The 23741-nt window shown below is 70.0% G+C and carries 26 protein-coding genes and 1 riboswitch; of the genes, 17 read left to right on the top strand and 9 right to left on the bottom strand.

All coding sequences use genetic code 11. From position 1 onward, the window contains the following. Nucleotides 1-2: 2 nt before the first annotated feature. Nucleotides 3-1955 (bottom strand): GspE/PulE family protein, encoded by a 1953-nt coding sequence (locus tag AC3WQY_RS06420; RefSeq protein ID WP_492706783.1) that lies wholly within the window; start codon nt 1953-1955, stop codon nt 3-5. Nucleotides 1956-2052: 97 nt separating this feature from the next. Between AC3WQY_RS06420 and AC3WQY_RS06415 the strand changes: the two genes are divergently transcribed. Together AC3WQY_RS06415 and AC3WQY_RS06410 are read left to right on the top strand one after the other, a co-directional pair. After that, complete coding sequence (locus AC3WQY_RS06415) at nt 2053-2601, top strand: NADPH-dependent FMN reductase (RefSeq protein WP_492706781.1); 549 nt, start codon at nt 2053-2055, stop codon at nt 2599-2601. After that, the gene (locus AC3WQY_RS06410) at nt 2598-3503 is read left to right on the top strand and encodes a pirin family protein (protein ID WP_492706779.1); all 906 of its coding nucleotides are present in this window, start codon (nt 2598-2600) and stop codon (nt 3501-3503) included. Before AC3WQY_RS06415 ends, AC3WQY_RS06410 begins: the two co-directional genes overlap by 4 nt. Here AC3WQY_RS06410 and AC3WQY_RS06405 read toward each other — a convergent pair. From AC3WQY_RS06405 to AC3WQY_RS06390, 4 genes are all read right to left on the bottom strand, one after another. Further along, nucleotides 3481-5499, bottom strand: a complete 2019-nt coding sequence (locus tag AC3WQY_RS06405) for a hypothetical protein (protein ID WP_492706777.1) — start codon at nt 5497-5499, stop codon at nt 3481-3483. The genes AC3WQY_RS06410 and AC3WQY_RS06405 overlap by 23 nt on opposite strands. Continuing rightward, on the bottom strand, nt 5496-6044 hold the full coding sequence (locus AC3WQY_RS06400; RefSeq protein WP_492706775.1) for a PEP-CTERM sorting domain-containing protein: 549 nt from the start codon (nt 6042-6044) through the stop codon (nt 5496-5498). The genes AC3WQY_RS06405 and AC3WQY_RS06400 overlap by 4 nt, the downstream gene beginning before the upstream one ends. A 101-nt stretch (nt 6045-6145) precedes the next feature. Beyond that, nucleotides 6146-7018: a pirin family protein gene (locus AC3WQY_RS06395; RefSeq protein ID WP_285233780.1), complete on the bottom strand. Its 873-nt coding sequence runs from the start codon at nt 7016-7018 to the stop codon at nt 6146-6148. Nucleotides 7019-7050: 32 nt separating this feature from the next. Continuing rightward, nucleotides 7051-7689, bottom strand: coding sequence for an FMN-dependent NADH-azoreductase (locus tag AC3WQY_RS06390; protein WP_285233781.1), 639 nt, complete (start codon nt 7687-7689; stop codon nt 7051-7053). 123 nt (nt 7690-7812) lie between these two features. On the opposite strand from AC3WQY_RS06390, the gene AC3WQY_RS06385 reads away from it, so the two are divergent. Then, nucleotides 7813-8763 carry a LysR family transcriptional regulator gene (locus tag AC3WQY_RS06385; RefSeq protein ID WP_492706772.1) on the top strand — a complete coding sequence of 317 codons (951 nt, stop codon included), beginning with the start codon at nt 7813-7815 and terminating at the stop codon, nt 8761-8763. Here the strand turns inward: AC3WQY_RS06385 and AC3WQY_RS06380 are convergent. Beyond that, the gene (locus AC3WQY_RS06380) at nt 8732-9433 is read right to left on the bottom strand and encodes a TonB family protein (protein WP_492706770.1); all 702 of its coding nucleotides are present in this window, start codon (nt 9431-9433) and stop codon (nt 8732-8734) included. The two genes, AC3WQY_RS06385 and AC3WQY_RS06380, sit on opposite strands and share 32 nt — an antisense overlap. A gap of 155 nt (nt 9434-9588) precedes the next feature. Continuing rightward, a riboswitch (TPP riboswitch) is annotated at nt 9589-9713 on the top strand. A gap of 98 nt (nt 9714-9811) precedes the next feature. Between AC3WQY_RS06380 and thiC the strand changes: the two genes are divergently transcribed. From thiC to AC3WQY_RS06355, 5 genes are read left to right on the top strand one after another with little or no spacing between them, the layout of a single operon-like run. Then, entirely contained in the window at nt 9812-11674 is a 1863-nt protein-coding gene (thiC, locus tag AC3WQY_RS06375; protein ID WP_492706768.1) for a phosphomethylpyrimidine synthase ThiC, read from the top strand. 1 nt (nt 11675) lies between these two features. Further along, the gene (locus AC3WQY_RS06370) at nt 11676-12734 is read left to right on the top strand and encodes an FAD-dependent oxidoreductase (protein ID WP_492706766.1); all 1059 of its coding nucleotides are present in this window, start codon (nt 11676-11678) and stop codon (nt 12732-12734) included. Next, nucleotides 12731-12937: a sulfur carrier protein ThiS gene (thiS, locus tag AC3WQY_RS06365; RefSeq protein ID WP_285233786.1), complete on the top strand. Its 207-nt coding sequence runs from the start codon at nt 12731-12733 to the stop codon at nt 12935-12937. Before AC3WQY_RS06370 ends, thiS begins: the two co-directional genes overlap by 4 nt. A gap of 4 nt (nt 12938-12941) precedes the next feature. Continuing rightward, nucleotides 12942-13733 carry a thiazole synthase gene (locus AC3WQY_RS06360; RefSeq protein ID WP_492706763.1) on the top strand — a complete coding sequence of 264 codons (792 nt, stop codon included), beginning with the start codon at nt 12942-12944 and terminating at the stop codon, nt 13731-13733. Next, entirely contained in the window at nt 13730-15277 is a 1548-nt protein-coding gene (locus tag AC3WQY_RS06355; protein ID WP_492706761.1) for a bifunctional hydroxymethylpyrimidine kinase/phosphomethylpyrimidine kinase, read from the top strand. The genes AC3WQY_RS06360 and AC3WQY_RS06355 overlap by 4 nt, the downstream gene beginning before the upstream one ends. 17 nt (nt 15278-15294) lie before the next feature. Here the strand turns inward: AC3WQY_RS06355 and AC3WQY_RS06350 are convergent, their stop codons facing one another. Next, a complete protein-coding gene (locus tag AC3WQY_RS06350) occupies nt 15295-16209 on the bottom strand; it encodes a glutaminase (protein WP_285233789.1) in 915 nt (304 codons plus the stop codon). A gap of 91 nt (nt 16210-16300) precedes the next feature. Further along, nucleotides 16301-16681, bottom strand: coding sequence for a nuclear transport factor 2 family protein (locus AC3WQY_RS06345; protein ID WP_492706758.1), 381 nt, complete (start codon nt 16679-16681; stop codon nt 16301-16303). 141 nt (nt 16682-16822) lie between these two features. Between AC3WQY_RS06345 and AC3WQY_RS06340 the strand changes: the two genes are divergently transcribed. The 6 genes from AC3WQY_RS06340 (at nt 16823) to AC3WQY_RS06315 (ending at nt 21202) form a co-directional block, all read left to right on the top strand. After that, complete coding sequence (locus AC3WQY_RS06340; RefSeq protein WP_492706756.1) at nt 16823-17572, top strand: hypothetical protein; 750 nt, start codon at nt 16823-16825, stop codon at nt 17570-17572. Between the two features lie 75 nt (nt 17573-17647). Then, a complete protein-coding gene (locus AC3WQY_RS06335) occupies nt 17648-18664 on the top strand; it encodes an ABC transporter substrate-binding protein (RefSeq protein ID WP_492706754.1) in 1017 nt (338 codons plus the stop codon). Nucleotides 18665-18671: 7 nt separating this feature from the next. Beyond that, entirely contained in the window at nt 18672-19250 is a 579-nt protein-coding gene (locus tag AC3WQY_RS06330) for an SCO family protein (protein ID WP_492706752.1), read from the top strand. After that, nucleotides 19247-19669 (top strand): cupredoxin domain-containing protein, encoded by a 423-nt coding sequence (locus tag AC3WQY_RS06325; RefSeq protein WP_492706750.1) that lies wholly within the window; start codon nt 19247-19249, stop codon nt 19667-19669. Before AC3WQY_RS06330 ends, AC3WQY_RS06325 begins: the two co-directional genes overlap by 4 nt. Then, the gene (locus AC3WQY_RS06320; protein ID WP_492706748.1) at nt 19666-20442 is read left to right on the top strand and encodes an ABC transporter permease; all 777 of its coding nucleotides are present in this window, start codon (nt 19666-19668) and stop codon (nt 20440-20442) included. The genes AC3WQY_RS06325 and AC3WQY_RS06320 overlap by 4 nt, the downstream gene beginning before the upstream one ends. Next, on the top strand, nt 20432-21202 hold the full coding sequence (locus tag AC3WQY_RS06315; RefSeq protein ID WP_285233796.1) for an ABC transporter ATP-binding protein: 771 nt from the start codon (nt 20432-20434) through the stop codon (nt 21200-21202). Before AC3WQY_RS06320 ends, AC3WQY_RS06315 begins: the two co-directional genes overlap by 11 nt. On the opposite strand, the gene AC3WQY_RS06310 is transcribed toward AC3WQY_RS06315, so the two are convergent. Beyond that, the gene (locus AC3WQY_RS06310; protein ID WP_285233797.1) at nt 21199-21438 is read right to left on the bottom strand and encodes a DUF1272 domain-containing protein; all 240 of its coding nucleotides are present in this window, start codon (nt 21436-21438) and stop codon (nt 21199-21201) included. The two genes, AC3WQY_RS06315 and AC3WQY_RS06310, sit on opposite strands and share 4 nt — an antisense overlap. 209 nt (nt 21439-21647) lie before the next feature. Here AC3WQY_RS06310 and AC3WQY_RS06305 point away from each other — a divergent pair, with 209 nt between their 5' ends. The 3 genes from AC3WQY_RS06305 (at nt 21648) to AC3WQY_RS06295 (ending at nt 23738) form a co-directional block, all read left to right on the top strand. Then, nucleotides 21648-22550: a type 2 periplasmic-binding domain-containing protein gene (locus tag AC3WQY_RS06305; protein ID WP_285233798.1), complete on the top strand. Its 903-nt coding sequence runs from the start codon at nt 21648-21650 to the stop codon at nt 22548-22550. Nucleotides 22551-22559: 9 nt separating this feature from the next. Next, complete coding sequence (locus AC3WQY_RS06300; protein WP_492706745.1) at nt 22560-23234, top strand: alpha/beta hydrolase; 675 nt, start codon at nt 22560-22562, stop codon at nt 23232-23234. Between the two features lie 84 nt (nt 23235-23318). Continuing rightward, nucleotides 23319-23738: a c-type cytochrome gene (locus tag AC3WQY_RS06295; RefSeq protein WP_285233800.1), complete on the top strand. Its 420-nt coding sequence runs from the start codon at nt 23319-23321 to the stop codon at nt 23736-23738. The last annotated feature ends 3 nt before the right edge of the window (nt 23739-23741 follow it).

Below are 23741 nucleotides of genomic sequence, written 5' to 3'. Positions count from 1 at the left end.
ACTCATTGGCTGGTCGCAGCCAGCACCTCGGGCAGGTCGGTCAGGCCGGCCAGCAGTTTCTCGATGCCGTCCTGCCGCAGTGTGCGCATGCCGCTGCGCTGCGCGCTGACGAACATCTCGGCGGCCGGGGCGCGGCGGCGTATCAGCTCGCGCAGCGATTCGTCGGCGATCACCAGCTCGTGGATGCCCAGGCGGCCGTGGTAGCCGGTGCCGCCGCAGGTGTCGCAACCATGGCGGCGATACTGGCGCAGGCCGCCGCCAGCTCCGTCAACGCCGAAGCGCTGCCGCCAGCCGGCCAGCAGCTCCTCCTCGTTCATGGCCTCGGCCGCGCCGCCGCCGGATTGCTGATACAGGCGCAAGAGCGAGCGCGCCGCGCGTTCATCCAGCGGCTCGACGATGCGGCAATCCAGACACAGCCGCCGCACCAGGCGCTGCGCCAGCACCGCCAGCAGCGAGTCGGAGAACATGAAGGGGTCCAGGCCGATCTCCAGCAGCCGCGTCACGCTCTCGGGCGCCGAGTTGGTGTGCAGGGTGGACATCACCAGATGGCCGGTCAGCGAGGCCTCCACCGCGATGCGCGCGGTCTCCTCGTCGCGCATCTCGCCGATCATGATGACGTCGGGGTCGGCGCGCAGAAAGGTGCGCATGGCGGCCGCAAAGGTCCAGCCGATGCGTGCGTTCACCTGCACCTGGCGCAGCCCGTCCTGGCTGATCTCGATCGGGTCCTCGGCGGTCCAGATCTTGCGCTTGTCCTCGTTGAGCTCGCGCATCACCGAGTGCAGGGTGGTGGTCTTGCCGCAGCCGGTGGGGCCGCAGATCAGCAGCAGGCCATAGGGCTTGCTCATCATGCGGCGCAGGCCCGCCAGATTGGTCTCGGACAGGCCGATCGCGTCCAGCGGCAGCGGCTTCATGCCGCCCAGCAGGCGCAGCACCACGTCTTCCAGGCCGCCGCTGGTGGGCACGGTGACCATGCGCAGCTCCAGCGATGTGCCGCCGAAACGCGCGAAATCGATCTTGCCGTCCTGCGGCCGGCGGTGCTCGGAGATGTCGAGGTCGGCCATGATCTTGAGTCGCGCCACCAGCGCGAAACGCACCCGCGCGGGCAGCTCCAGATAACGGATCAGATCGCCGTCCACGCGCAAGCGGATGCGCACCGGCTTGGGTGCCTCGAAGGTCTCCACATGGATGTCGGAGGCGCGCAGCTCGATGGCATCGGCGAGCAGGCGGTTGACCAGGCGCACCAGCGCGTTGTCGGACTCCGACACCACCTCGGCATCGGTTTCGGCGGTGCCGGGATCGGCCTGGCTCAGCTCCTGGGCGAGTTCGCGCACGGTGGCCATCTGCGGCGTGCCGGCGCCGGCATTGGCGGCATCGCCGCTGGGCACCTGGTAGGCCATGGCGATGGCCTGCGAGAGCGTGCCCGCCGCCGCCAGCACCGGGCGCACGCGCAGCTCGCTGACGAAACGCAGGTACTCCAGCAACCGGTAGTCCCAGGGGTCGGAGACCACCACCACCAGCACCTCGTCGCGCACCAACAGCGGCAGCACGCCCTCGCGCTGCGCAAGCGCGCGCGGGATGCGCGCCAGCGCCGCCGGCTCGGGCTTGAGCTGGGCCAGATCGACAGTGGGCACGTCCAGCCAGCTGGCCAGGGCGATGCGCAGCTGCGCCGGGCTGAGCAGACCCAGCTGCACCACCAGCTCGCCCAGCGGCACATGCTGCTCCTGCGCGCGCTGGCGGCGCAGCGCCGATTCCAGCTGGCTGGCGGTGAGCATGCCGGCCCCGACCAGGGCCTGGCCCAGATGGGCCGCATGATGTTCGGGCTCGCGCTGCAACGCCGCCCAGACACCTTCCATATCCGCCTCTACCGGCGGCACGCCCAGCTCGGTGCTTGGCCGGCTCAGCGCATCCAGGGCAGCGGGTACGGTGTCGTGTTCGTAGTGGTGGGGCTCGCTCATATGCACAGGCTAAGGCCGGCGCGCCGGCGCGGCGCTTGATCTGCGTCAGATCGTGGCCGCTCGGCCACAATCAGCCATCCCATCCGCAGGTACCGACATGACCCGATTGATCGCCCTTTCCGGCAGCCTGCGCCAGGCTTCCTTCAATACCGCCCTGCTGCGCGCCGCCATCGGCCTGGCGCCGCAGGGGGTGGACATCGAGCTGCGCACCCTGCATGGCATCCCGCTCTACGACGGCGATGTGGAAGCCCAGGGCGTGCCGGCGGCGGTGAGCCGGCTGCGCGCCGAGATCCAGGCCGCCGACGGCCTCATCATCGGCACGCCCGAGTACAACAACTCCATCCCCGGCGTGCTCAAGAACGGCCTCGACTGGCTCTCGCGCCCGCCGGCCGAGGGGCGCAAGACCTTCTTCGGCAAGCCGGTGGCGGTGCTGGGGGCCACGCCCGGCGGCTTCGGCACGGTGCAGAGCCAGGACGCGATCCTGAGCGTGCTGCGCGCCTTCGGCTGCAGCTGCTGGTTCGGCGGCCGGCTGATGGTGTCCAAGGCGAATACCTTGTTCGATGCGCAGGGCGAGCTGCTCGACGAGACGCTCAAGCAGCAGCTGCGCGATTTTCTGAGCGGCTTTGCCGCGGAGGCCATGAGATGAGCAAAAAGTTCGAACTGCTGCCGGCACATTTCGGCGATGTCGGCGGGCTGACGATACGCCGCGCCCTGCCCACCGCCAGGCGCCGCATGGTGGGCGCCTGGTGCTTCCTCGACCACGCCGGGCCGGCCGAGCTGCCCGCCGACAAGCCGATGCGGGTGGGCCCGCATCCGCACACCGGCCTGCAGACCTTTTCCTGGCTGATCGAGGGCGAGGTGCTGCACCGCGACTCGCTGGGCACGGTGCAGATGCTGCGCCCCGGCCAGGTGAATCTGATGACGGCCGGCCGTGGCATCGCGCATTCGGAAGAATCGCAGACGGCACGCTTGCAGCTGGCCCAGCTGTGGATCGCGCTGCCGGACGTGCAGCGCTTTTGCGAGCCCGCCTTCGAGCATTTCCCGCTGCTGCCGCAACTGGCCCTGAACGGCTTCAACACCACCCTGCTGGTGGGCCGCTATGGCGCCGCGCATTCACCCGTGCCCAGCCACACGCCCCTGCTGGGCATGGACCTGCGCTGCCAGGCGCCGGCCAGCACCGAGCTGCTGCTGACCCCGGGCTACGAGCATGGCCTGATGGCGCTGGAGGGCGAGCTGCAGATCGGCATGGAGGACGGTGAGTGTCAGACCCTGAGCCCCGGCCAGCTGCTCTATCTGGCCCCCGGCGCGCATCGGCTGCAGCTCAGCAGCGCGGCACCGGCGCGCCTGCTGCTGCTGGGCGGCACGCCCTTCGAGGAGCAGGTGCTGCTGTGGTGGAACTTCGTCGCGCGCGACAGCGAGGAGGTCCAGCGCTTCGCCGCCGACTGGAACGCCGGCATCGGCTTCGGCACGGTGCAGGGCTACGCGGGCGAGCGCCTGCTCGCCCCCGATCCGGCCGGCCTGAAGCTCAAGTCCCCGGCGCGAAATTGAACACGCCGGAACCGTGCTGCGGGCGCGCTCCGCCGGTGCGTATCAGGATCAGCACGGTGAAGCTGACATTGCCGCCCGAGACGTTCTTGAAGCCGCTCGGGTACTGCATCTCCATGCAGAAGCTGGAGAAGGTGGCGAGGCAGCCGAAGTTCTCGTCGAAGCTGTTGTAGACCACCTGGGCGGGCTGCTGGTGCGCCAGGTCGTAGGCCTCGCCGACGCCCTGGATGGCCGAGATCAGGCCATCGAAATAGTCGTAGACCTCCTTGATGCTGGTCGGCTTGGGCGGTGGTAGGGCGCTCGCCAGCCCGCCCAGCGCATTGATGGCCGCGCCACCGATCAGGTAGACATCGGCGGTCTGCGCCACCGCCAGGTCCATGCCGCGGACCTCGATGGTGCTGTCGGGGTAGTTGTAGGCATAAGGCCCCAGCACGGCGGCGCCCGCATGCACGCCGTCGATCAACACCGTCTGGGTCAGGAACTGGTCCAGCAGGCCCTTGGCCGCCAGGATGGCCGCCATGTTCTGCAGCTGGTTCAGGTAGTCGCCGTAGATCTTGTTGACGAGCTGGCCGATCGGCCCCAGGGCATTCAGCAGGCCGCCCAGCAGGAACTGCGGCTTGGCCTGCCCGGCGGCGCTGGGCCAGGCTTGCAGCGGTGCGGCCCTGCCGAGCAGGCGATCCAGGCTCATCGCCTTGGCGCTGGGCACCGCGCCAAGCAGCGCCTGCGGCGCCAGCTGGGCATTGGTGCGATCGGCCATGGCCTTGAGCAGTGCCGGCATCTCGGTGGCGATCAGGCCCTGGATCAGGTCGGCCTTGTCGACCAGCCCGTACAAGCTGGGCTGCGCGCCCGCCGCAGCCAGCTGGGTGGCCAGGGTCTGCAGCTCGCTGCGGTACTGGTCCAGCAGGGCGGTGTTGGCGGCGTCGTCGCCGCCCGACTGCTTCAGCAGCGCGGTGATCTGCTGCATCTTGGCCTTCAGCTGCGCGGTGGCGGCGGCATGGGCCAGATCGCCGGGCGTCTGCGGATAGCCGTTCGCCGCCAGCTTGGCCGGCAGCGGCACAAAGCCGCTGGCGGGCTGGTAGGGCGTGCTGAACACCATGCGCACCGGGTCCACGCTGGCCGCCGCCGCCGTGATGGCGGCCTTGGCCGCCGCCGCGCCGGTGTTGTCGCCGCGGTCCAGCGCCTCCTTGAGCAGCTTGAGGTTGCGCGCCAGGCTGCCCTGCGCCGCCGACAGATTGGCATACAGGCCGGAGTTCTTGGACACCGGGGTCGGCGCGATCACCGTGAAGGGCTGTTGCACGCTGATGGCCGTGCCATCCACCGTGGCCACCAGGGTGAAGCCGCCACGCGTGTCGGCGGCGCTCTGCAGTTGCAGGCCGGCCACCGCGGGCGTCGCACCCTCCACGCCCTCCGCCGGGCGCAACACCTGGTAGCTAATCGCCGGCAAGGGGTTCATGGCCTTGCCATCGGTGTCGAGCACGGTCGGCATGATGCCCACCGCCGTACCGGCGCCCGCGACCAACTGGCTCAGCTCCAGCGCTATGCTGGCCGGCGCGGCCACTGGCGGCGCGGCCGCGAACTGCCACACCAGTTGCGCCGGCAGGAAGGGCAGCAGCCGGTCCTGGCGCAGGGTGATGGTGTCAGCCGGCGTGGCGCTGGCATTCGCGGCGATATCGCCGACATTGACGTCGCCATCGAGCACCGTGGTGCCGGCGCCGCTGCCCACCAGCTTGGCCGTCAGCGCCGTCTGCGCCTGGGCGCCGTTGAGCACCGTGATCTTGAAGACATAGTCGTAGACCGTGCGCCCCACGCGCGTCTCGCCGACCTTGGTGAGCGAGACCACCGAGGCGCTGGCGGCCGCGACGGCCTGGATGCGCGCCTGCGTGGCCTGCGGCCGCATCGGGGTCAGGTCTTGACTCTCACCGCCTCCGCAGGCGGCCAGCAACAGCGCCGCGCCGCAGACCAGGCCCTGCAGGCTGCGTGCGATCAGCCCGGCGCTCACGAGCGGCTCCCGTCGGCGCGCCGGCGTGCCAGCAGGGCGAGCAGGCCCAGGCCGCCGAACAGCTGCGCCCAGGTGGCGGGCTCGGGCACCACCGCGGTCTGGCCGCTGGCCAGCAGCTGGAAGTTCTCATCGGTGATCTCAAACTGCAGACTGCCCGGCGCCGCGGCGCCCTGGTAATCGAACTTGACGACAAAGCCGCCCTGCGACTGCCCCGCGGTCAGGCCCAGCGAGCGGTTCAGCATCACGCTGTCGAAGTAGCCGGCCGCCGGGATGCCGGTATCCGGCTGCACGACCAGGCTGTCCCAGCTGACCGGCGATCCCTGTACAAGCAGATTGCTGAAGTCGGTCTCGGGAAAGAACACGGTGAAGCCGGACAGGCTGGCCGGCGTGCCATCGGCCAGCACGGTGAAGTCCACTGTCCAGCTGTTGCCGCCCAGCGGCGTGAAGACGCTGTTGATGGTGGCGGCGGAAGCGCCCTGGGCAAGGGCCAGGGTGAGCAGAGCGGGGGCGACCCAGCGGGCGCGCAGGAGGGGCATCGGCTGCATAGAGGGCTCCAAGTGGCAAGCCCTGACCCTAAGCAGCCCCCGCCGCAACAACCATCCCTAACTTGGCCGCGCGCCCTGTTTCACTGACAAGCGTCAAAGCCTCAGGCCAGCTTGCCGGTCTGGAAGTCACGCACCGCCTGCATCAGCTCGGCCTCGGTATTCATCACGAAGGGGCCGTACTGCGCGATCGGCTCGTTGAGCGGCTTGCCGGCGATCAGCAGCAGGCGCGCACCCGCCTCGCCGGCCGTGAAGGCCACGCCATCGCTGCCCGCGGTATTGGCCAGGATCGCCATGCGCTGGGCCGGCACGGTGCAACCCGAGCCGAACTGCACGCCGCCACGGTAGACGTAGACGAAGGCGTTGTGCGTGTCCGGCAGCGCCTGTTCAAACCTGACCCCCGGCTGCAGATGGATGTCCAGATACACCGGCTCGGTGCCCTCGCGCTGCACCGCCCCCTGCACGCCCCGGCTGGCGCCGGCGATCACGCGCACGCTGGCGCCCTCGCCATGCCACTCGGGGATTTCGGCCGAGGGAATGTCGCGGTACCAGGGCGCGCGCATCTTGTCCTTGGCCGGCAGGTTGAGCCAGAGCTGGAAGCCTTCCATGCGGCCCTCTTCCTGCTCGGGCAGCTCCGAATGGATCACGCCGCGCCCGGCCGTCATCCACTGCACGCCGCCATTGCCCAGCAGGCCCTCATGGCCGGCGGAGTCGCGGTGGCGCATGCGGCCTTCCAGCATATAGGTGATGGTCTCGAAGCCGCGGTGCGGATGGTCGGGGAAGCCGGCGATGTAGTCGTCGGCCTGGTCCGAACCGAAGGCGTCCAGCATCAGATAGGGATCGAGGCGGCGCTGCAGGTTCTGCGTCAGCACGCGGGTGAGCTTGACGCCCGCGCCATCGCTGGTGGGCTGGCCGGCGATCAGCCGCTCGACCTGGCGAGGCTGTTGCAGAACGGTGGTGATCGTGGCGGCAGTCATGATGGCGTTCTCCGTGGTCAATGCATTCAGGGTCAGACGGTAGCAGGCTCGGCCGCTTGCGGTTGCAGCAGCTGCTGGATCTGGGCACGCGCCGAGGCCAGGCCTTGCGCCTCGGCCTCCGGGCCCATGCCCAGGCCTTCGGCATAAATGAACTCGACGTCGCTCATGCCCAGGAAGCCCAGCACGGTACGCAGATAGGGCACGACGGTGTCGCTGGGGCGGTCGCGGTGCAGGCCGCCGCGCGTCAGCACCGCATAGACCTTCTTGCCGGTGAGCAGGCCCTCGGGGCCGTTCTCGGTGTAGCGGAAGGTGACGCGGGCCCGCGAGATCGCGTCGATCCAGTTCTTCAGCTGGCTGGGCACGCCGAAGTTGATCATCGGCACGCCCAGCACCACCACATCGGCCGCCTGGATCTGGGCAATCAGGCCATCGTCCAGGGCCACGCGCTCGGCCTGCGCCGCGCTGCGCTGCTCGGCCGGGGTGAACAGGGCTTGCAGGGCCGCCTCGTCCAGCACCGGATGGGCTTGCTGCGCCAGGTCGCGCACCTGCAGGCTGGCACCGGGCTGGGCCTGTTGCAGACCCTCGACCAGCTCGGTCGCCAGGCGGGTGGAGAAGGAACCCTGGCCGTCTTGAACACGGCGGGCGCTGGAATTGATTTGCAGGATGTTCATCTGGGGGCTCCGTTGGTTTGCTGATCGGGTCTTGCGAAAGACCATGGATGAACTGTATTGATCGCAGCGAAGCATCGGAAGACGCCAGAATGGATATGATCGTTCCACCAATGGAACAATGCCATGAGTCTGGACGCTGACGATCTGCTGCTGTTTGCGCGTGTGATGGAGGCCGGCAGCTTCAGCCGCGCGGCCGACCGAGTGCAACTGCCCAAGTCCACCGTGTCGCGCCGCATCGCCGCGCTGGAGCAGCGTCTGGGCGAGAAGCTATTGCAGCGCAGCACGCGCCGGCTGGCGCTGACCGAATTCGGCCAAGGCGTGCTGGAACATGCACGCGTGCTGGCCGCCGAGGTGGACGGCGCCCTCGCCCTGGCCCTGCATCGCCAGCAGCGCCCCACCGGGCGGCTGCGCGTCTCGATGCCGGGCGACTTTGCCAACCAGGCGCTGGACCAGATGCTGAGCCGCTTCGTGCTGGACTATCCCGAGGTGCAGCTGGAACTGGACCTCTCGCCGCGCCGCGTGGACCTGATTGCCGAGGGCTTCGACCTCGCGGTGCGCATGGGCAGCCTGCCCGACGATTCGCAGCTGGCGGCGCGCCGCCTGGCCCTGTTCAGCAACGGGCTCTACGCCTCACCGGCCTATCTGCAGCGCCATGGCGAGCCGCAGCTGCCAGAGGCGCTGAGCAGCATGCAGGGGCTGATGATTCTGGGCCGCACCGGCGAGCCCGTGCCCTGGACACTCATGCGTGGGGAAGGCGGCGAGGGCGCCGAGGCGCAACGCTGGCAAGGCGTGCCCGAGCAGCGCACCCTGGTGAATGCGCCCGACATGCTTCTGCGCATGGCCTGCGCCGGCCTGGGCATCACCGCGGTGGGCGAGCATTTCGCCCAACCCTATGTGGAACGCGGCGAGCTGCTACGCGTGCTGCCCGACTGGTGCCTGCCGCCGGTGGCCTGCTGGGCGGTGTTCCCCGAGCGCCGCCTGATGCCGCTGCGCAGCCGCGTCTTCATCGAGGCGATGGCGGCCACGCTGGCCAGTTGCAAGGCTACTCAGCCTGAAAGCCGATCTCCACACTGACCTCGCGCGAGCGCGGGATCGGCGCGAAGCGCCATTGGTTGACGGCATCGATGGCCGCCACCGAGAGCTTGCGGTGCGAGCTCTTGATGGCCTCGGCCCCGCTCACCGCGCCATTCGGCTCGACAGTGAACTTCACCACCACCAGGCCGTTGCGCACGCTGCTGAGCAGCTGGCGCGGGATCTCCGGCTCGACCTTGTTGATCAGCTTCAGCGCCACCTCGGGTTCGGGCTCGGGCGCCGCTGCGGGCGCCACGGCGGCGGGCGGCGGGGGATTCAGCTTGGGGCTCGCGGTGGCCAGCTGAACCGGCTCGGGCGCCGGGCTGCTGCTGCTCGCCGCAGTGGCCACGGCAGGCTCGGGCTTGTTCTGCAGCTCCTCGGCCTTGGGGCTGGGCGCCGGTGACTCGTGCCGCGGCGCGGCCTTGGCCACCGGTGCGGCCGGCTTGGCCGGTGCGGGCGCAGGCGCGACGGGCTTGGCGGGCGCCTTGTCGGCGTTGAACTTGATCCACTGGAACACCTTGTCGGCGTCGCGCTTGGCCCGATCGGCATCGCTGAGGGAAGACTTCTTCTCAAGGTCCCCGAGCTGCTGAGCGGCAACACCCAGCGTCGCGGCGGCAAGGCCCAGCGCCAAGGCCAGACGGCACATGCGCAATGCAGACAAGGAGCCGTTCATCGTTCCATTCCTTCGTCGAGAGCCCGCCGGCGGCCCAGCTTTTGACGGGCATGCGGGACGGTGAGCGCCCGGAGTGTACGCAGCGCCCCCGGCCGCCCTGGCCAAGGGTTTGCCCGCAGCCCCGTCAAAGTCTTCACGCTTGCCGCCTATACTCGCGCCTCGCTCCGGGGAGCCCTGCCGTGCGTCGCAACGATGCACCGGGCTGAGATGTGGTGGAAGCCACGGACCCGCTGAACTTGATCCGGCTCGTACCGGCGTAAGAAGAGCTTGTCTGCATGCCCGCCCGCGCGGGCCTCAGGCCGCCCCGCGCGCCCGTCCGTCCGCCTGCTTGAGTCCGACCTCCGGAGTCCTTGTTGCACCGACCGGAGGAAGACGAGCATGAACAGCGTGAGCGACGCAGGCCTTGAAGGGCTCAGCGACAACATCCAATTGACCCGCGAGCCCCTGCCCGGCTCCAGCAAGCAGTACCTGCCGGGCGAGCTGCACCCCGAGCTGCGCGTGCCGATGCGCGCCATCGCGCTCACGAACGGCGAGGTCGTCACCGTCTACGACGCCTCCGGGCCCTATACCGACGCCAGCGCCAGCATCGACGTGCACCGCGGCCTGCCCGCCCCGCGCGCCGCCTGGGTGGAAGCGCGTGGCGATACCGAGGCCTACGAGGGCCGTCGCATCCAGCTGATCGACGACGGCCTGCGCGACCAGGCCCAGCAGCTCAGGCTGCAGGCCCTCAGCGCCGGCCTGCAGCGCCAGCCACGCCGCGCCAAGCCTGGCGCCAACGTGACCCAGCTGCACTACGCGCGCCGCGGCATCGTCACGCCCGAGATGGAGTACGTGGCGATCCGCGAGAACCAGCGTCACGCCTGGATGCAGGAATACCAGGCCGATGCCGAGCGCGAGGCGCGCCTGGCCGGCCATGCCTTCGGCGCCAGCATCCCGGCCATCATCACGCCCGAGTTCGTGCGCGACGAGGTGGCGCGCGGCCGCGCCATCATCCCGGCCAATATCAACCACCCCGAGCTGGAGCCGATGGCGATCGGCCGCAACTTCCTCGTCAAGGTGAACGCCAATATCGGCAACTCGGCGGTCACGTCCAGCATCGAGGAAGAGGTGGAGAAGCTGGTGTGGAGCACGCGCTGGGGCGCCGACACGGTGATGGACCTCAGCACCGGCCGCAACATCCACACCACGCGCGACTGGATCATCCGCAACAGCCCGGTGCCGATCGGCACCGTGCCCATCTACCAGGCACTTGAAAAGGTAGGTGGCGTGGCCGAGGACCTCACCTGGGCGCTGTTCCGCGACACCTTGATCGAGCAGGCCGAGCAGGGGGTCGACTACTTCACCATCCACGCCGGCGTGCGCCTGCCCTTCGTGCCCATGACGGTGAAGCGCCGCACCGGCATCGTCTCGCGCGGCGGCTCCATCCTGGCGAAGTGGTGCATCGCCCACCACCAGGAGAACTTCCTCTACACGCATTTCGAAGAGATCTGCGAGATCGTGAAGGCCTACGACGTCAGCTTCTCGCTGGGCGACGGTCTGCGCCCCGGCTCGCTGGCCGACGCCAACGACGAAGCCCAGTTCGCCGAGCTGCGCACCCTGGGCGAGCTCACCAAAGTCGCCTGGAAGCACGATGTGCAGACCATGATCGAGGGCCCCGGCCATGTGCCCATGCACATGATCCAGGCGAACATGACCGAGCAGCTCAAGCACTGCGACGAGGCGCCCTTCTACACGCTCGGCCCCTTGACCACCGACATCGCGCCCGGCTACGACCACATCACCTCGGGCATCGGCGCGGCCATGATCGGCTGGTTCGGCTGCGCCATGCTCTGCTACGTCACGCCCAAGGAACATCTGGGCCTGCCGAACCGCGACGACGTCAAGGCCGGCCTGATGGCCTACAAGATCGCCGCCCACGCGGCCGATATCGCCAAGGGCCACCCCGGTGCCCGCGCCCGCGACGACGCGCTCTCCAAGGCACGCTTCGAATTCCGCTGGCAGGACCAGTTCAACCTCGGCCTCGACCCCGAGACCGCGCGCGAGTTCCACGACGAGACCTTGCCCAAGGACAGCGCCAAGGTGGCCCACTTCTGCTCCATGTGCGGGCCCAAGTTCTGCTCGATGAAGATCACGCAGGATGTGCGTGAATACGCCGAGGGCATGGCGGCCGGGATGGAAGCCAAGAGCGCCGAGTTCAAGGCGCAGGGCAGCGAGCTCTACATCCCAATCGCGAAGGCCTGAGATGGCGAAGACGATCGCCATCGCCGGCGCCGGCCTGGCCGGCCGCCTGTTCGCCTGGGCGCTCGCGCGCGCCGGCCATGAGGTGCGGGTCTGGGACGCCGGCCCCGGCCCCGCGCCCGCCCTCGATGGCCAGGGCGCCGCCGCCTTCACGGCCGCCGGCATGCTCAGCCCGCTGGCCGAGCTGGACCGCGCCGAGGCCGAGGTGGCGGTGCTCGGCTGGCAATCGCTGCGCCTGTGGCCCGCCATCGTCGCCGCGCTGCATCAGCCGGTGCGCCTGCAGACCGAGGGCAGCCTGCTGCTGGCGCACCGCCCCGACCAGGGCGCCGCGGCGCGCGTGCTGCAGCGCCTGCAGCAGGCCGGCGCGGACCTCTCATCCTTCCCGACGCCGCAGCCGCTCAGCGCGGCCCAGCTGCGCGAGCTGGAGCCGGCGCTGCCCGCCGGCCCGCAGGCCTGGCTGCTGCCCGGCGAGGGGCTGATCCATCCGCTGCAGGCCATGCAGGCGCTGCACGGCTCGGCGGCTGGCGTGCAGTGGCATTGGCAGCGCCCGGTGGCCGAGGTCCAGGCCGGTCGGATCGCACTCGGCGACGGCGAGCAGGTCCACGCCGACTGGGCCATCGACACGCGCGGCCTCGGCGCCCGCCCCACCCTGCCGCTGCGCGGCGTGCGCGGCGAGGTGCTGACGCTGGAACTGGCCGGGCATGGCCTGCGCCGGCCGCTGAGGCTGATGCACCCGCGCCATTGCGTCTACCTGGTGCCGCGCAGCGCAGATGAGCTGCTGATCGGCGCCAGCGAGATCGAGAGCGAGGACCGCTCGCCCGTCAGCCTGCAGAGCGCGGTGGAGTTGATGGCCGCGGCCCACAGCCTGATGCCGCAGCTGGGCGAGGCCCGCATCACGCGGCTGGACCGCAATCTGCGCCCCGCCCTGCCCCACCACCGCCCGCATGCGCACAGCGCGCCCGGCCTGATCCAGCTCAACGGCCTGTTCCGCCATGGCTGGCTGCTAGCGCCCGCCCTGGTGCAGCGCCTGCTGACGCAAACCCAGCTGGCAAGCCTGCCATGAACATCCAGATCCTGATCGACGAGCAGCCCCGCGAGCTGCCGGCCGGCAGCAATCTGGCCGAGCTGCTGGCCTTGCTGCAACGCGAGCCGCGGAGCGTGGCCACGGCGGTGAACGGCCGCTTCGTGGCGCGCGAGGCAAGACCCGGCACCATGCTCGCCGAGGGCGACCAGGTGCTGTTGTTCCAACCCATCGTAGGAGGCTGAACCCATGACGGACAGCTTTGAAATCGCCGGCGTCCCGCTCGCCAGCCGCTTCCTGCTCGGCACCGCCGGTTACCCGAACCCGCAGCTGCTGGCCGAGGCGGTGAAGGCCTCGCAAACCCAGCTGCTCACCGTGGGCCTGAAGCGCAGCGCCCAGGGGGGCGACAACGGCTTCGTGGCCATGGCCTTGGCGGCCGCGCGCGCCCAGGGCGCGCGCCTGCTGCCCAACACCGCCGGCTGCCGCAGTGCCGCCGAGGCGGTGCAGCTGGCCTGCATGGCGCGCGAGCTTTACGACACCGCCTGGATCAAGCTGGAGGTCACCGGCGACGAGCACACCCTGCAGCCCGATCCCTTCGAGCTGCTGGCCGCGGCCAGCGAGTTGGTGAAGCTGGGCTTCACCGTGCTGCCCTATTGCACCGACGATCTGGTGCTGTGCCGCCGCCTGCTGGACGCCGGCTGCGCCGTGCTGATGCCCTGGGGCGCGCCGATCGGCTCGGGCCAGGGCCTGCTCAACCCCTGGGCCCTGCGCACGCTGCGCGAGCGCCTGCCGGAGGCCGTGCTGATCGTCGACGCCGGCCTGGGCGCGCCCTCGCACGCGGCCCAGGCCATGGAGCTGGGTTATGACGCGGTGCTGCTGAACTCGGCGGTGGCGCAGGCGCGCGACCCGGTGCGCATGGCTCACGCCTTCCGCGACGCGGTGCGCGCCGGCCGCCAGGCCTGGCTGGCAGGCGTGATGCCGGCGCAGGACTTCGCCGTGCCCTCGACGCCGGTGAGCGGCCATGCCTTTGTGCTGTCATGAGCCAGCCGCACCCCTGCCTGCCTTCGCCCTGGGCCAGCAACGCTGATTGGCAGCAAGACCCGGCTCCGCCCATCATCTGGTCCGTGGCCGGCACCGACAGCGGGGGCGGCGCCGGCCTGAGCGCCGACCAGCGCGCCGCCGCCGCCCTGGGCGTGCATCTGTGCCCGGTGGTGGCGGCCGTCACGGCCCAGCATTCGCGCGGCGTGCTGGCGGTGCATGCGCTGACGCGTGTCGAGATCGACAGCCAGTTGGGCGCGCTGGCCGCCGACCTGCGCCCGCGCGTCATCAAGACTGGCCTGCTGGCCAGCGTGGACGCCGTGGAAGCGGTGGCGCGCACGGTGGACGCGCTGCGCCGCGATGGCAGGGTGGATCTGGTGGTGGACCCGGTGCTGGGCGCCAGCGCCGGCGGCGCCGCCTTTGCCGACGCCGCCCTGATCGCCGCCTACCGCGAGCTGCTGCTGCCGCGCGCCACCCTCGTCACGCCGAATCGCCGCGAGGCCGAACGCCTGCTGGGCCTCGCGCCGCAGGCAGGTTCCGAGCCGGAACTGGCACGCGCGCTGCGCGCGCTGGGCGCCCAGGCCTGCTGCGTGACCGGCGGCGACACACCCGACCCGGCCGCGCAAGACCTGGCCCTCGATTGGCTTGCCAGCGAACTGGCCGATGGCTGGTTATCCCTGCCGCGCCTGCCCTCCACCCACCACCATGGCAGCGGCTGCAGCTTCGCCAGCGCCGCCGCTGCGGCCCTGGCGCGTGGCTTCCCGCTGCCCGACGCGGTGCTGCTGGCCAAGATGCTCAGCTGGACCGCGGTGCGCGACGGCTATGCCGCCGGTGCCGGTGCCGGCCCGGTGCGTCCCCATCCGGGCTTCATGCAGGACCCAAGCGCCATGCCGGTGATGGGCTTTGGCGACGAGTTCGCGCCGGCGCGCTGGGGCCAGGTCTTGCGTGGCGAGCTGCCACCCGCGGATTTCCGGCCCGGGCTCTACGCCATCACCGAGGACGCCGGCCGCGTGGCCGAGCTGGCCTCGGGCGGGCGCTTCAGCCAGATCCAGCTGCGCATCAAGCAGGCGGATGCCGCCGTCCCGCTGCGCGGCGCCATCGAGCAAGCGCTGCGGGGCGCGCAGCAGGGCCGGGCACGGCTCTGGATCAACGATCACTGGCAGCTGGCGCTGGACTGCGGCGCGCGCGCCCTGCACCTGGGGCAGGAGGATTGGGCCGCCCTGCCCGCCGCGGCGCGCGCACGCCTGCTGCAGCCCGATGTGCGCCTGGGTATTTCCAGCCACAGCCTCTGGGAGCTGGCGCGCGCACGCGGCCTGGCGCCGCACTACATCGCCTGCGGGCCGCTCTGGGCCACCAGCACCAAGCAGATGCCCTGGCAGCCGCAGGGCCTGGACAACCTGGCCTGGTGGGTGCGCATGGCGGGGCGGCCGGTGGTGGGCATAGGCGGCATCACCACGCGTGAGCGCCTGCAGGCGGCCCAGGCCAGCGGGGCTGCCGCCCTGTGCCTGGTGCGTGGGCTGGAACTGGCGGAGGACCTGCGGCGCTGAGTACGCCCAGGTCGCGCTCAGAAGATCGATCGCTCGGTGAGGGTCGTGAACATCTCCAGCGCTGCCGTGCCCGCCAGCGAGTTGCCGGTCTCGTCCAGGCCCGGCGACCAGACGCAGATGCCGCAGCGCCCAGGTATCAGCGCGACGATGCCACCGCCCACGCCGCTCTTGGCCGGCAGCCCGACGCGGAAGGCGAAGTCACCCGCCGCGTCATAGGTGCCGCAGGTCAGCATCAGGGCGCTGATGCGCTTGGCGAGGCTGGGCGTCAGGAGCCGCTCGCCGCTGTGCGGCACGCTGCCATGCTGGGCCAACAAGAGAGCCGCACGCGCCAGCTCTACGCAGTTCATCTCGATCGAGCATTGGCTGCAATAGGCATCCAGCACGCGATCGACCGGATTGGCCAGGCGGCCGAAGCTGGCGATGAAATGCGCCATGGCCGCATTGCGATCGCTGTGGCGGCGTTCGGACTGGGCCACTTTGAGGTTGTAGTCCAGCGCCGCGTTGCCGCTGAGCCGGCGCATCAGGCCCACCAGCGCGTTCTCGGGCGTGGCGAAGCGGCTGCACAGCACATCGGTCACCACCAGAGCGCCGGCATTGATGAAGGGGTTGCGGGGCTTGCCGCCCTCAGCCTCCAGCTGCACCAGGGAATTGAAGGGCGTGCCCGAAGGCTCTCGGCCAACGCGTTGCCACAGCGCCTCGCCCTCGCTCTGCAGCGCCAGCACCAGGGCGAAGAGCTTGGAGATGCTCTGGATGGAAAAGCGCTGTTCGGCCGCGCCTACCTGCAGCACCTCGCCGTCCAGCTTGACGATGGCCATGCCGAACTGCTCGCGCGGCACATGGGCCAGCTCGGGGATGTAATCGGCCACGCGGCCCTGGCCCAGCAGGGGCTGCACATGGGCATAGATGGCGTCCAGCGCCTGGCGGTCATGCATGCGGGAGTTCCGGAGATCGATCTTGGCCGCCATGGTAAGTGCGCCGGTCCGCCGGACGGGATGAACGCTGCCAGCAGGCCCTGCGGCTCGGTCAGTAGCGTTGCACCACCGCGGTGGCCCGCGCCGGCGGCTCGTAATCCTCGGGCCAGTAGTCGGTCAGCTTGGTGATCAAGCCGGCCTCGACGGCGAACAAGGTGATGCCGCGCATGCGCTCGCTGGGCGTGACGAAATCGAACACCGTCACGGCCGACTTTTCGTCGGCGATCAGCTGCAGCAGTTCGACCTGCCAGCTGCCCGGCCAGGTACGGAAGAACTCCGTCATGGCAGCGCGGCCGCACACGCGCTCGCGTGTCTGCGGTACCTCGTAGACCAGCTCGGGGTCGAGCAGGGCGGCGAATGCTGGCCAGTCGGCGGCATTCGCGGTGGCCCAGAAACGAGTGGCCAGTTCATGGGCGGACGCGGTGGCGGTCATGCGCGGCTCTCAAGGTCGGGTGTGGCGCGGCAGTTTACGGCGCTCGGCGCCCCTGTTCTTTGCCCCGCGCCGGGTTCAGAATGCATGGGCCACCGCAGGGAGAAAAAGAACAACCGCAGGCATCGTCACGGAAGGGCCGCCATGCAGCTCAGCGCGCCTCGGCGCATGTTCTTGATCGGGCTGCTACCGGCGGCCTCGCGGCAGGCCTGGGCCGCGCCGCAGCGCTGGCGCTTTGCCACCGACAGCAACGACCGCAGCGGCCTGGCGCCGGCCGGGCGGGCGGTGCTCAGGCGGGCCTTCGAGCGGCTCGGGCAGTTGCTGGAGTTCGAGCCCTTGCCGCTGCGCCGTTCGCTGCGCCTCACCGAGCTGGGCCAGCTGGATGGCGAGCCCCTGCGCATCGCGAGCATCGTCGATCAGCGCCCCCAGCTCCTGCTGGTGCCGGTGGCGATCTCGCGCGTCGAGGTCTGGGGCTTCGTCGGCGACGCGGCCCTGCAGCCGCATGACATGGCCGAGCTGCGCCCGCTGCGGGTGGCGCACCAGCGCGGCATCCTCTTGCTCGAACAGCTGCTCGGCGAGGTGGCGCGGCGCGTCGAGGCCACCACGCCCGACGACGTGCTGCGCCTGCTGCGCCTGCGCGTGGTCGACATCGGTCTGCTGACCCTGGCCTCCGGGCAGGCGCCCTTGCGGCCGGCCCAGCTGGAAGGGCTGGTGGCGCTGGCGGCGCCGCTGTACAGCAGCTCACTCTACCCGGTGCTGCACCGCAGCCATGCGCAGCTGCTGCCGGCGCTCACCGCCGTGCTGCAGGAGATGGAGAGCAGCGGCGAGTCCGATGGCCTGCGCCGCAAGGCCTGGGCGGACGCGCGCGACGGCGCCGCGGCCTTGTCGCCCTAGTCGCCCTAGTGGTCTTCCGCCTGCCCGCCGGCGCGGCCCTGTCGGAAAATGCGCGCACGCACCCGAAGCCAGCCCATGCAAGCACCCGACCCTCATCACATCCAAGGCCTGGCGCGCCGCCAGCTGCTGTGCGGCGCCGCGGCCCTGGCGCTGCCCACGCTGCCGGCCCGGGCCGCCGCCGCGCCCTTGCTGGTGGGGGGCCTGCCGGTGACCTGCAACCTCACCCTGCCGGTGGCCTGCGTGGCCAACCAGACCGCCGGCGGCAAGCATGCCTTCGAGTACAGCAAGTACAACGGCTGGCCCGAGATCAAGGAATCGCTGATGACGGGCCGCATCCAGGCGGCCTATATGCTGGCGCCGCTGGTGATGGACCTGGCGGACAAGAAGATCCCGGTGAAGATCGTCTCGCTGGGCCATCGCTCGGGCGCCGTCATCATGGTGCGCAGCGATTCGCCCTATCAGAAGTTCAAGGACCTGACCGGCAAGCGCATCGCGATACCGAGCCGCTTTGCGGTGGACTTCCTGTTCCTGCGCAAGATGCTGGCGCGCGAGGGCATGACGCCCAAGGACGTGCAGATCGTCGAGATGGCGCCGCCCGACATGCCGGCCGCCCTCTATGCCAAGGCGGTGGACGCCTATTGCACCGGCGAGCCCTTCGGCGCCGCCGCCCAGCGCGCCGGCTATGCGCGTGCCCTGCGCATGACGCGCGACGAATGGCGCAACTACATCTGCTGCGTGCTGACGGTGCGCGAGGAGCTGATCCGCGACAACCGGCCCGCGGTGCAGGAGCTGGTGAATCTGGTGCTGGGCGCCGGCCAGTGGCTGGACCAGAAGCAGGACAACCGCAACAAGGCGGTGACGATCGCCGCCGGCCGCAAGTATTTCAACCAGGACCCCAACATCATCCGCTTCGTGATGGAGAACCCCACCGACCGCGTCACCTACGGCGATCTGCGCATGATACGCAGCGAGTTCGAGGAGCTGATGCAGCTCTCCATCGAGGCCGGCACGCTCAAGGCCCCGGTGCCCTACGAGAAATACATGGACGAGAGCTTTGCCAAGGCGGCCAAGGCCAGTGCCATCACGCTTTGAACCCGCCATGATGATGCGCCGTCTGTTGCTCTCCCTGTTCGCGCTGCTGCTGGCCACGCCCTTGCTGGCCGCCACACCCCGGCTCAAGGCCGGCGTGTTCGAGCCCCCGCATGCCGCGCCCGAGTTCAGCCTGCAGGGCTCCGATGGCGCCGAGCTCAAGCTCAGCCGCTACCGTGGCAAGCTGGTGCTGCTGGTGTTCGGTTTCACCCATTGCACCGAGGTCTGCCCGATCACGCTGGGCACCCTGGTGCAGGCGCGCCAGGCGCTGGGCAAGGCCGGCGAGGCGGTGCAGGTGGTCTATGTGACGGTGGACCCCGAGCGCGACGATGCCGCGCAGATGAAGCGCTACCTGGCCGCCTACGACGCCAGCTTCATCGGCGCCACCGGCCAGCCCGCGGCCCTGGCGGCGGTGCGCGCCAACTATGGCGTGGTGGCCAACAAGCTCGCCACCAAGGGCGGCTATGCGGTGGACCATTCGTCCTCGGTCTACCTGATCGACCGCGCGGGCAAGCTGCGCGGCATGATGCCCTACGGCCATGGCCCCAAGGACTATGTGCACGATCTGCAGCTGCTGCTGAGCCTGTGAAGCTGCGCCTCCTTCTCGCCACGGCCCTGGCGCTGATCGTGGCCGGCCTGAGCTGGGCCGCGCTGGCCCCGCTCGCACCCGCCAACCGCGAGGAGCTGTTCGAGATTCCCGCTGGCACCTGGGCGCGCCGCATGGCGGGCGACCAGGTCGAGATCCTGCCCGAGCGCATCCACCTCACCCTGGGCGCCAACGACGTGCTGCTGCTGCGCAATCTCGACGAGGTGCCGCAGGTGTTCGGCCCGGCGCTGATCATGCCCGGCCAGAGTTTCCGCCTGCCCTTCGAGGTGGCCTCCAGCTACAGCTTTGCCTGCACCGCGCATGCCAGCGGGCAGCTGAGCGTGATCGTCGCACCCCATCCCGCGCCGGGCTGGGAGACCCTCAACTGGCGCCTGCGCGCCTGGATCAAGCAACTATCGTGAACCCAAGCTCCCCGCATCAACGGCTGGCCAAGATCCTGCCGCCGCTGCTCGTGATCGCGGCCATCGTGATCCTCTGGTGGCAGGTGGTGCTGCGCACCGAGAGCGCCATCTTCCCCACCCCCTGGCAGGTGCTCACCGGCGCCTGGGAGCTGGCCGAGGACGGCACGCTGTGGGAGCACATCAGCGCCTCGCTGCTGCGCGTGGGCATCGGCTTCGGCCTGGCAATGCTGGTGGCGATCCCGCTGGGCCTGTGGATGGGCTGGGTGGGCGGCGCCTACCGCACCTTCAACCCGATCTTCCAGATGCTGCGGCCGATCTCGCCGATCGCCTGGATCCCGCTGGCCATCCTCTGGTTCGGCGTCGGCGATGTCTCGCCGATCTTCCTGATCTTCATTTCCTCGGTGTTCCCGATGATCGTGCAGACCACCTCGGGCGTGCACACCATCGAGCGCCGCTACTTGCGCGCGGCCGCCAACTTCGGGGTCTCGCGCACGGTGCTGTTCCGCCGCGTGGTGATACCGGCGGTGCTGCCCGAGATCATCGTCGGCATGCGCATCGGCATCGGCGTGGCCTGGCTGGTGGTGGTGGCGGCCGAGATGATCGCGCTGCGCTCGGGCCTGGGCTACTTGATCATGGACTCGCGCAACGCCGGCAACCGCTACGACCTGGTGATCGCCAGCATGATCATCATCGGCGTCATCGGCCTGCTGCTGGACGGCATCACGCGCCTGCTGGAGAGACTCAAGACGGTGAAATGGCGCTATGTCCGCTAAGCAAGCAAACCAGCACAAGATCGTCGTCAGCGACATCAAGAAGAACTTCGTCTCGGCCCAGGGCGCGCTGCCGGTCATCGGCGGGGTCAGCTTCACGGTGGACGACGGCGAGTTCGTCGCCATCGTCGGCCCCTCGGGCTGCGGCAAGTCCACCCTGATGAACATCATCGCGGGCTTCGAGCAGCCCGACAGCGGCAGCGTGCGGGTGGACGGCGCCGCGCAACGCGGCCCCAGCCCCAAGGGTATCGTGATCTCGCAGCATGGCTCGGTGTTCCCCTGGCTGACGGTGCAGCAGAACCTGATGTTCGGCCTCAACGATGCCGAACATGGCGCGCGCCACGACGAGCGCGCCGCGCTGGCCGATCACTACGCCGCCATGGTGGGCTTGAAGGGCTTCGAGGCCAGCTATCCGCACGAGCTCTCGGGCGGCATGCTCAAGCGCGCCGAGCTGGCGCGCGCCTTCGTCGTCAAGCCCGAGATCCTCTACATGGACGAGCCCTTCTCGGCCCTCGATGCGCTGATGAATATGCGCATGCGCACCGAGCTGCTGCGCATCCTGGCGGAGGAGCGCCACACCGTGCTGCTGATCACCCACGACGTGGAGGAGGCCATCTACATGGCCGACCGCATCCTCGTGCTCTCGCCGCGCCCCACCACCATCCAGGCCAGCTTCCAGGTGCGCCTGCCGCATCCGCGCAAGCTCGCCAGCCCCGAGGCCCAGGCCCTGCGCGAGGCGATCCTGCGCGAGCTCGGGCTTTAGCCAAGCGGGCGGGGCTTGAAGACGCGCTCGGTGGAGGCCGGGTTGCGCGCCAGCACCGCGCCCACACGGCGCGGCCGCGGCGCGAAATCGCCGCCGCAGTTGGGGCAGACCCCGGCCAGGCGCTGCGTCACGCAACTGGCGCAGAAGGTGCACTCGAAGGAGCAGATGCGCGCCTCGGTCGAGTCGGGCGGCAGGTCGCGGTCGCAGCATTCGCAATTGGGTCGGAGTTGCAGCATGGTGGGCGCCTCTGGTTGATGCGGCCACGATAGCGTCCGACGGCCCGGCGCGTCGGGCAGATCCGGACCGGCAAGGCTCGGATCCGGACCGCCAGCCGGGCAAGCCCGGTCGATGGGCAGGGCGAAATGGGTTACCGTTGCGGCAAGTCCAGGGCATTGGAGCCCATGCCGATGAACACCACCACCACGGTCCAGCGGGCCGCCCTCCCATGCTGATACGGCGCCGCCGCTGGCTGCTGAGCGGGCTGCCGGCCGCGCTGGCCGGCGCCTCCTCATGGGCGGCGCCGCTGCGCCCGCCGCGCGCGCCGGGCGGCGAGCCGCAGCCCCTGCATTACCCGCGCCACAACAAGATGCCGGACCCGCAGCAGGCCTATATGGTCGAGCTGCTGCAACTCGCGCTGGGCCGCGGCAGCAAGCCCTACCGCCTGCAGGCGCTGCCGATGACGATGGCCCAGGGCCGCACCATGGTGGAGATGGCGCATGGCGGCAACGAGCTCGACCTGATGTGGACCATGACCAACCGCGAGCGCGAGGCCATGGGCCTGATCCCGGTGCGCATCCCGGTGGACCGCGGCCTGCTGGGCTGGCGCCTGATGCTGATACGCCAGGCCGATGTGCCCTTCTGGCGCAAGCTGCGCAGCCTCGCCGAGCTGGCGCCGCTGGTGGCCGGCCAGGGGCATGACTGGCCCGATGCCGAGGTGCTGCGCGCCAACGGCCTGAACGTCGGCACCTCCAGCTCCTACGAGGGCCTGTTCCGCATGCTTGCGCGCGGCCGCATCGACTACTTCCCGCGCTCCATCATGGAAGTGGATGCCGAGCTGGCCATGCATGCCGACGAGGGCCTGGTGATCGCGCCGCATGTGATGCTCTACTACCCGACGGCTTCCTATTACTTCCTCGCGCCCCAGCATGCCGAGGCCGCCGAACAGCTGCGCCAGGGCCTGGAGGAATGCCTCGCCGACGGCAGCTGGGACAAGCTCTTCCAGCGCCATTACAGCGCCCTGCTGGCCCGCCACCAGATCGCACAGCGCCTGGTTCTGAGGCTCTCGAACCCGCTGCTGCCCGAGGCCACGCCGCTGCAGCGCAAGGCGTTCTGGTTGCAGCCCGACTAGGATGCGCGCATGAACCAGCCCCCTCTTCTCGACTGCATCGAACTGCAGACCCAGGCCACGCCGCGCGCCAGCCTGATCGTGCTGCACGGCCTGGGCGCCGACGGGCGCGACTTCGTGCCGGTCTGCCAGGCCCTGGACCTGCAGGCCATCGGCGGCCTGCGCTGCGTGCTGCCGAATGCGCCGCAGATCCCCGTCACCATCAACGGCGGCTACCGCATGCCGGCCTGGTACGACATCCTCGGCACCCAGCTCGAGCGGCGCGAGGACGAGACCGGCCTGCGCGCCTCGCAGGCCGCGATTGCCGCGCTGATCGACCGCGAGCGCGAGCGCGGCATCGCCGCCGAGCGCATCGTGCTGATGGGCTTCTCGCAGGGCTGCGCGATGGCGCTGCTGACCGGCCTGCGCTACCCACGGCGCCTGGCCGGCATCGTCGGCCTGTCGGGCTATCTGCCGCTGCTGGACCGCACCGCGGCCGAGCGCCATGCCGCCAACGCCGCCACACCCATCCTGCTGGCCCATGGCCGGCAGGACCCGGTGGTGGCGCTGGACCGCGGCGTGGCCGGACGCGACGAATTGCTGCGCCTGGGCTATGCGCCCGAATGGCATGAATACCCGATGCAGCACGAGGTCTGCAACGAGGAGATCGAGGAGCTGAACCGCTTCCTGCTGCGCGTGCTCGGCTGAAGCTTTGATCCAGCGCAGCATGGCGCGCTGCCACCGCGGGAAGATGGGCGGGCGCACCTGCGCGTCAATCCGAGGAGAGCTGTCATGACAACTCCTACGATTTCCCGGTGTCTGCTGATTGCATCCCTGCTGGGCGGCTCGGCGCTGGCCCTGGCACAGGGCAAGGTCGATCTGGGCCAGCGCGAGTACATGAGCAAATGCGCCGCCTGCCATGGCGAAAGCGCCAAGGGCAATGGCCCGTTCAACGAGCTGCTCAAGAAGAGCGCCGCCGATCTCACCACCCTGGCCAAGCGCAACGGCGGCGTGTTCCCGGTGGCACGCGTCTATGAGGTGATCGACGGCAGCGGCAGCAGCCATGGCTCGCGCGACATGCCCGTGTTCGGCACCGACTACAAGCTCAAGGCGGCCGAGTACTACGGCGACATGCCCTACGACCCCGAGGTCTATGTGCGGGGCCGCATCCTCATGCTGGTCGAGTACCTGAACCGGCTGCAGGTCAAGTAGGCA

The organism is Roseateles sp. FW301-B2 (assembly GCF_058788955.1).
The sequence above is the reverse complement of the archived record's forward strand: the minus strand, read 5'-3'. Positions and strand labels throughout refer to the sequence as shown.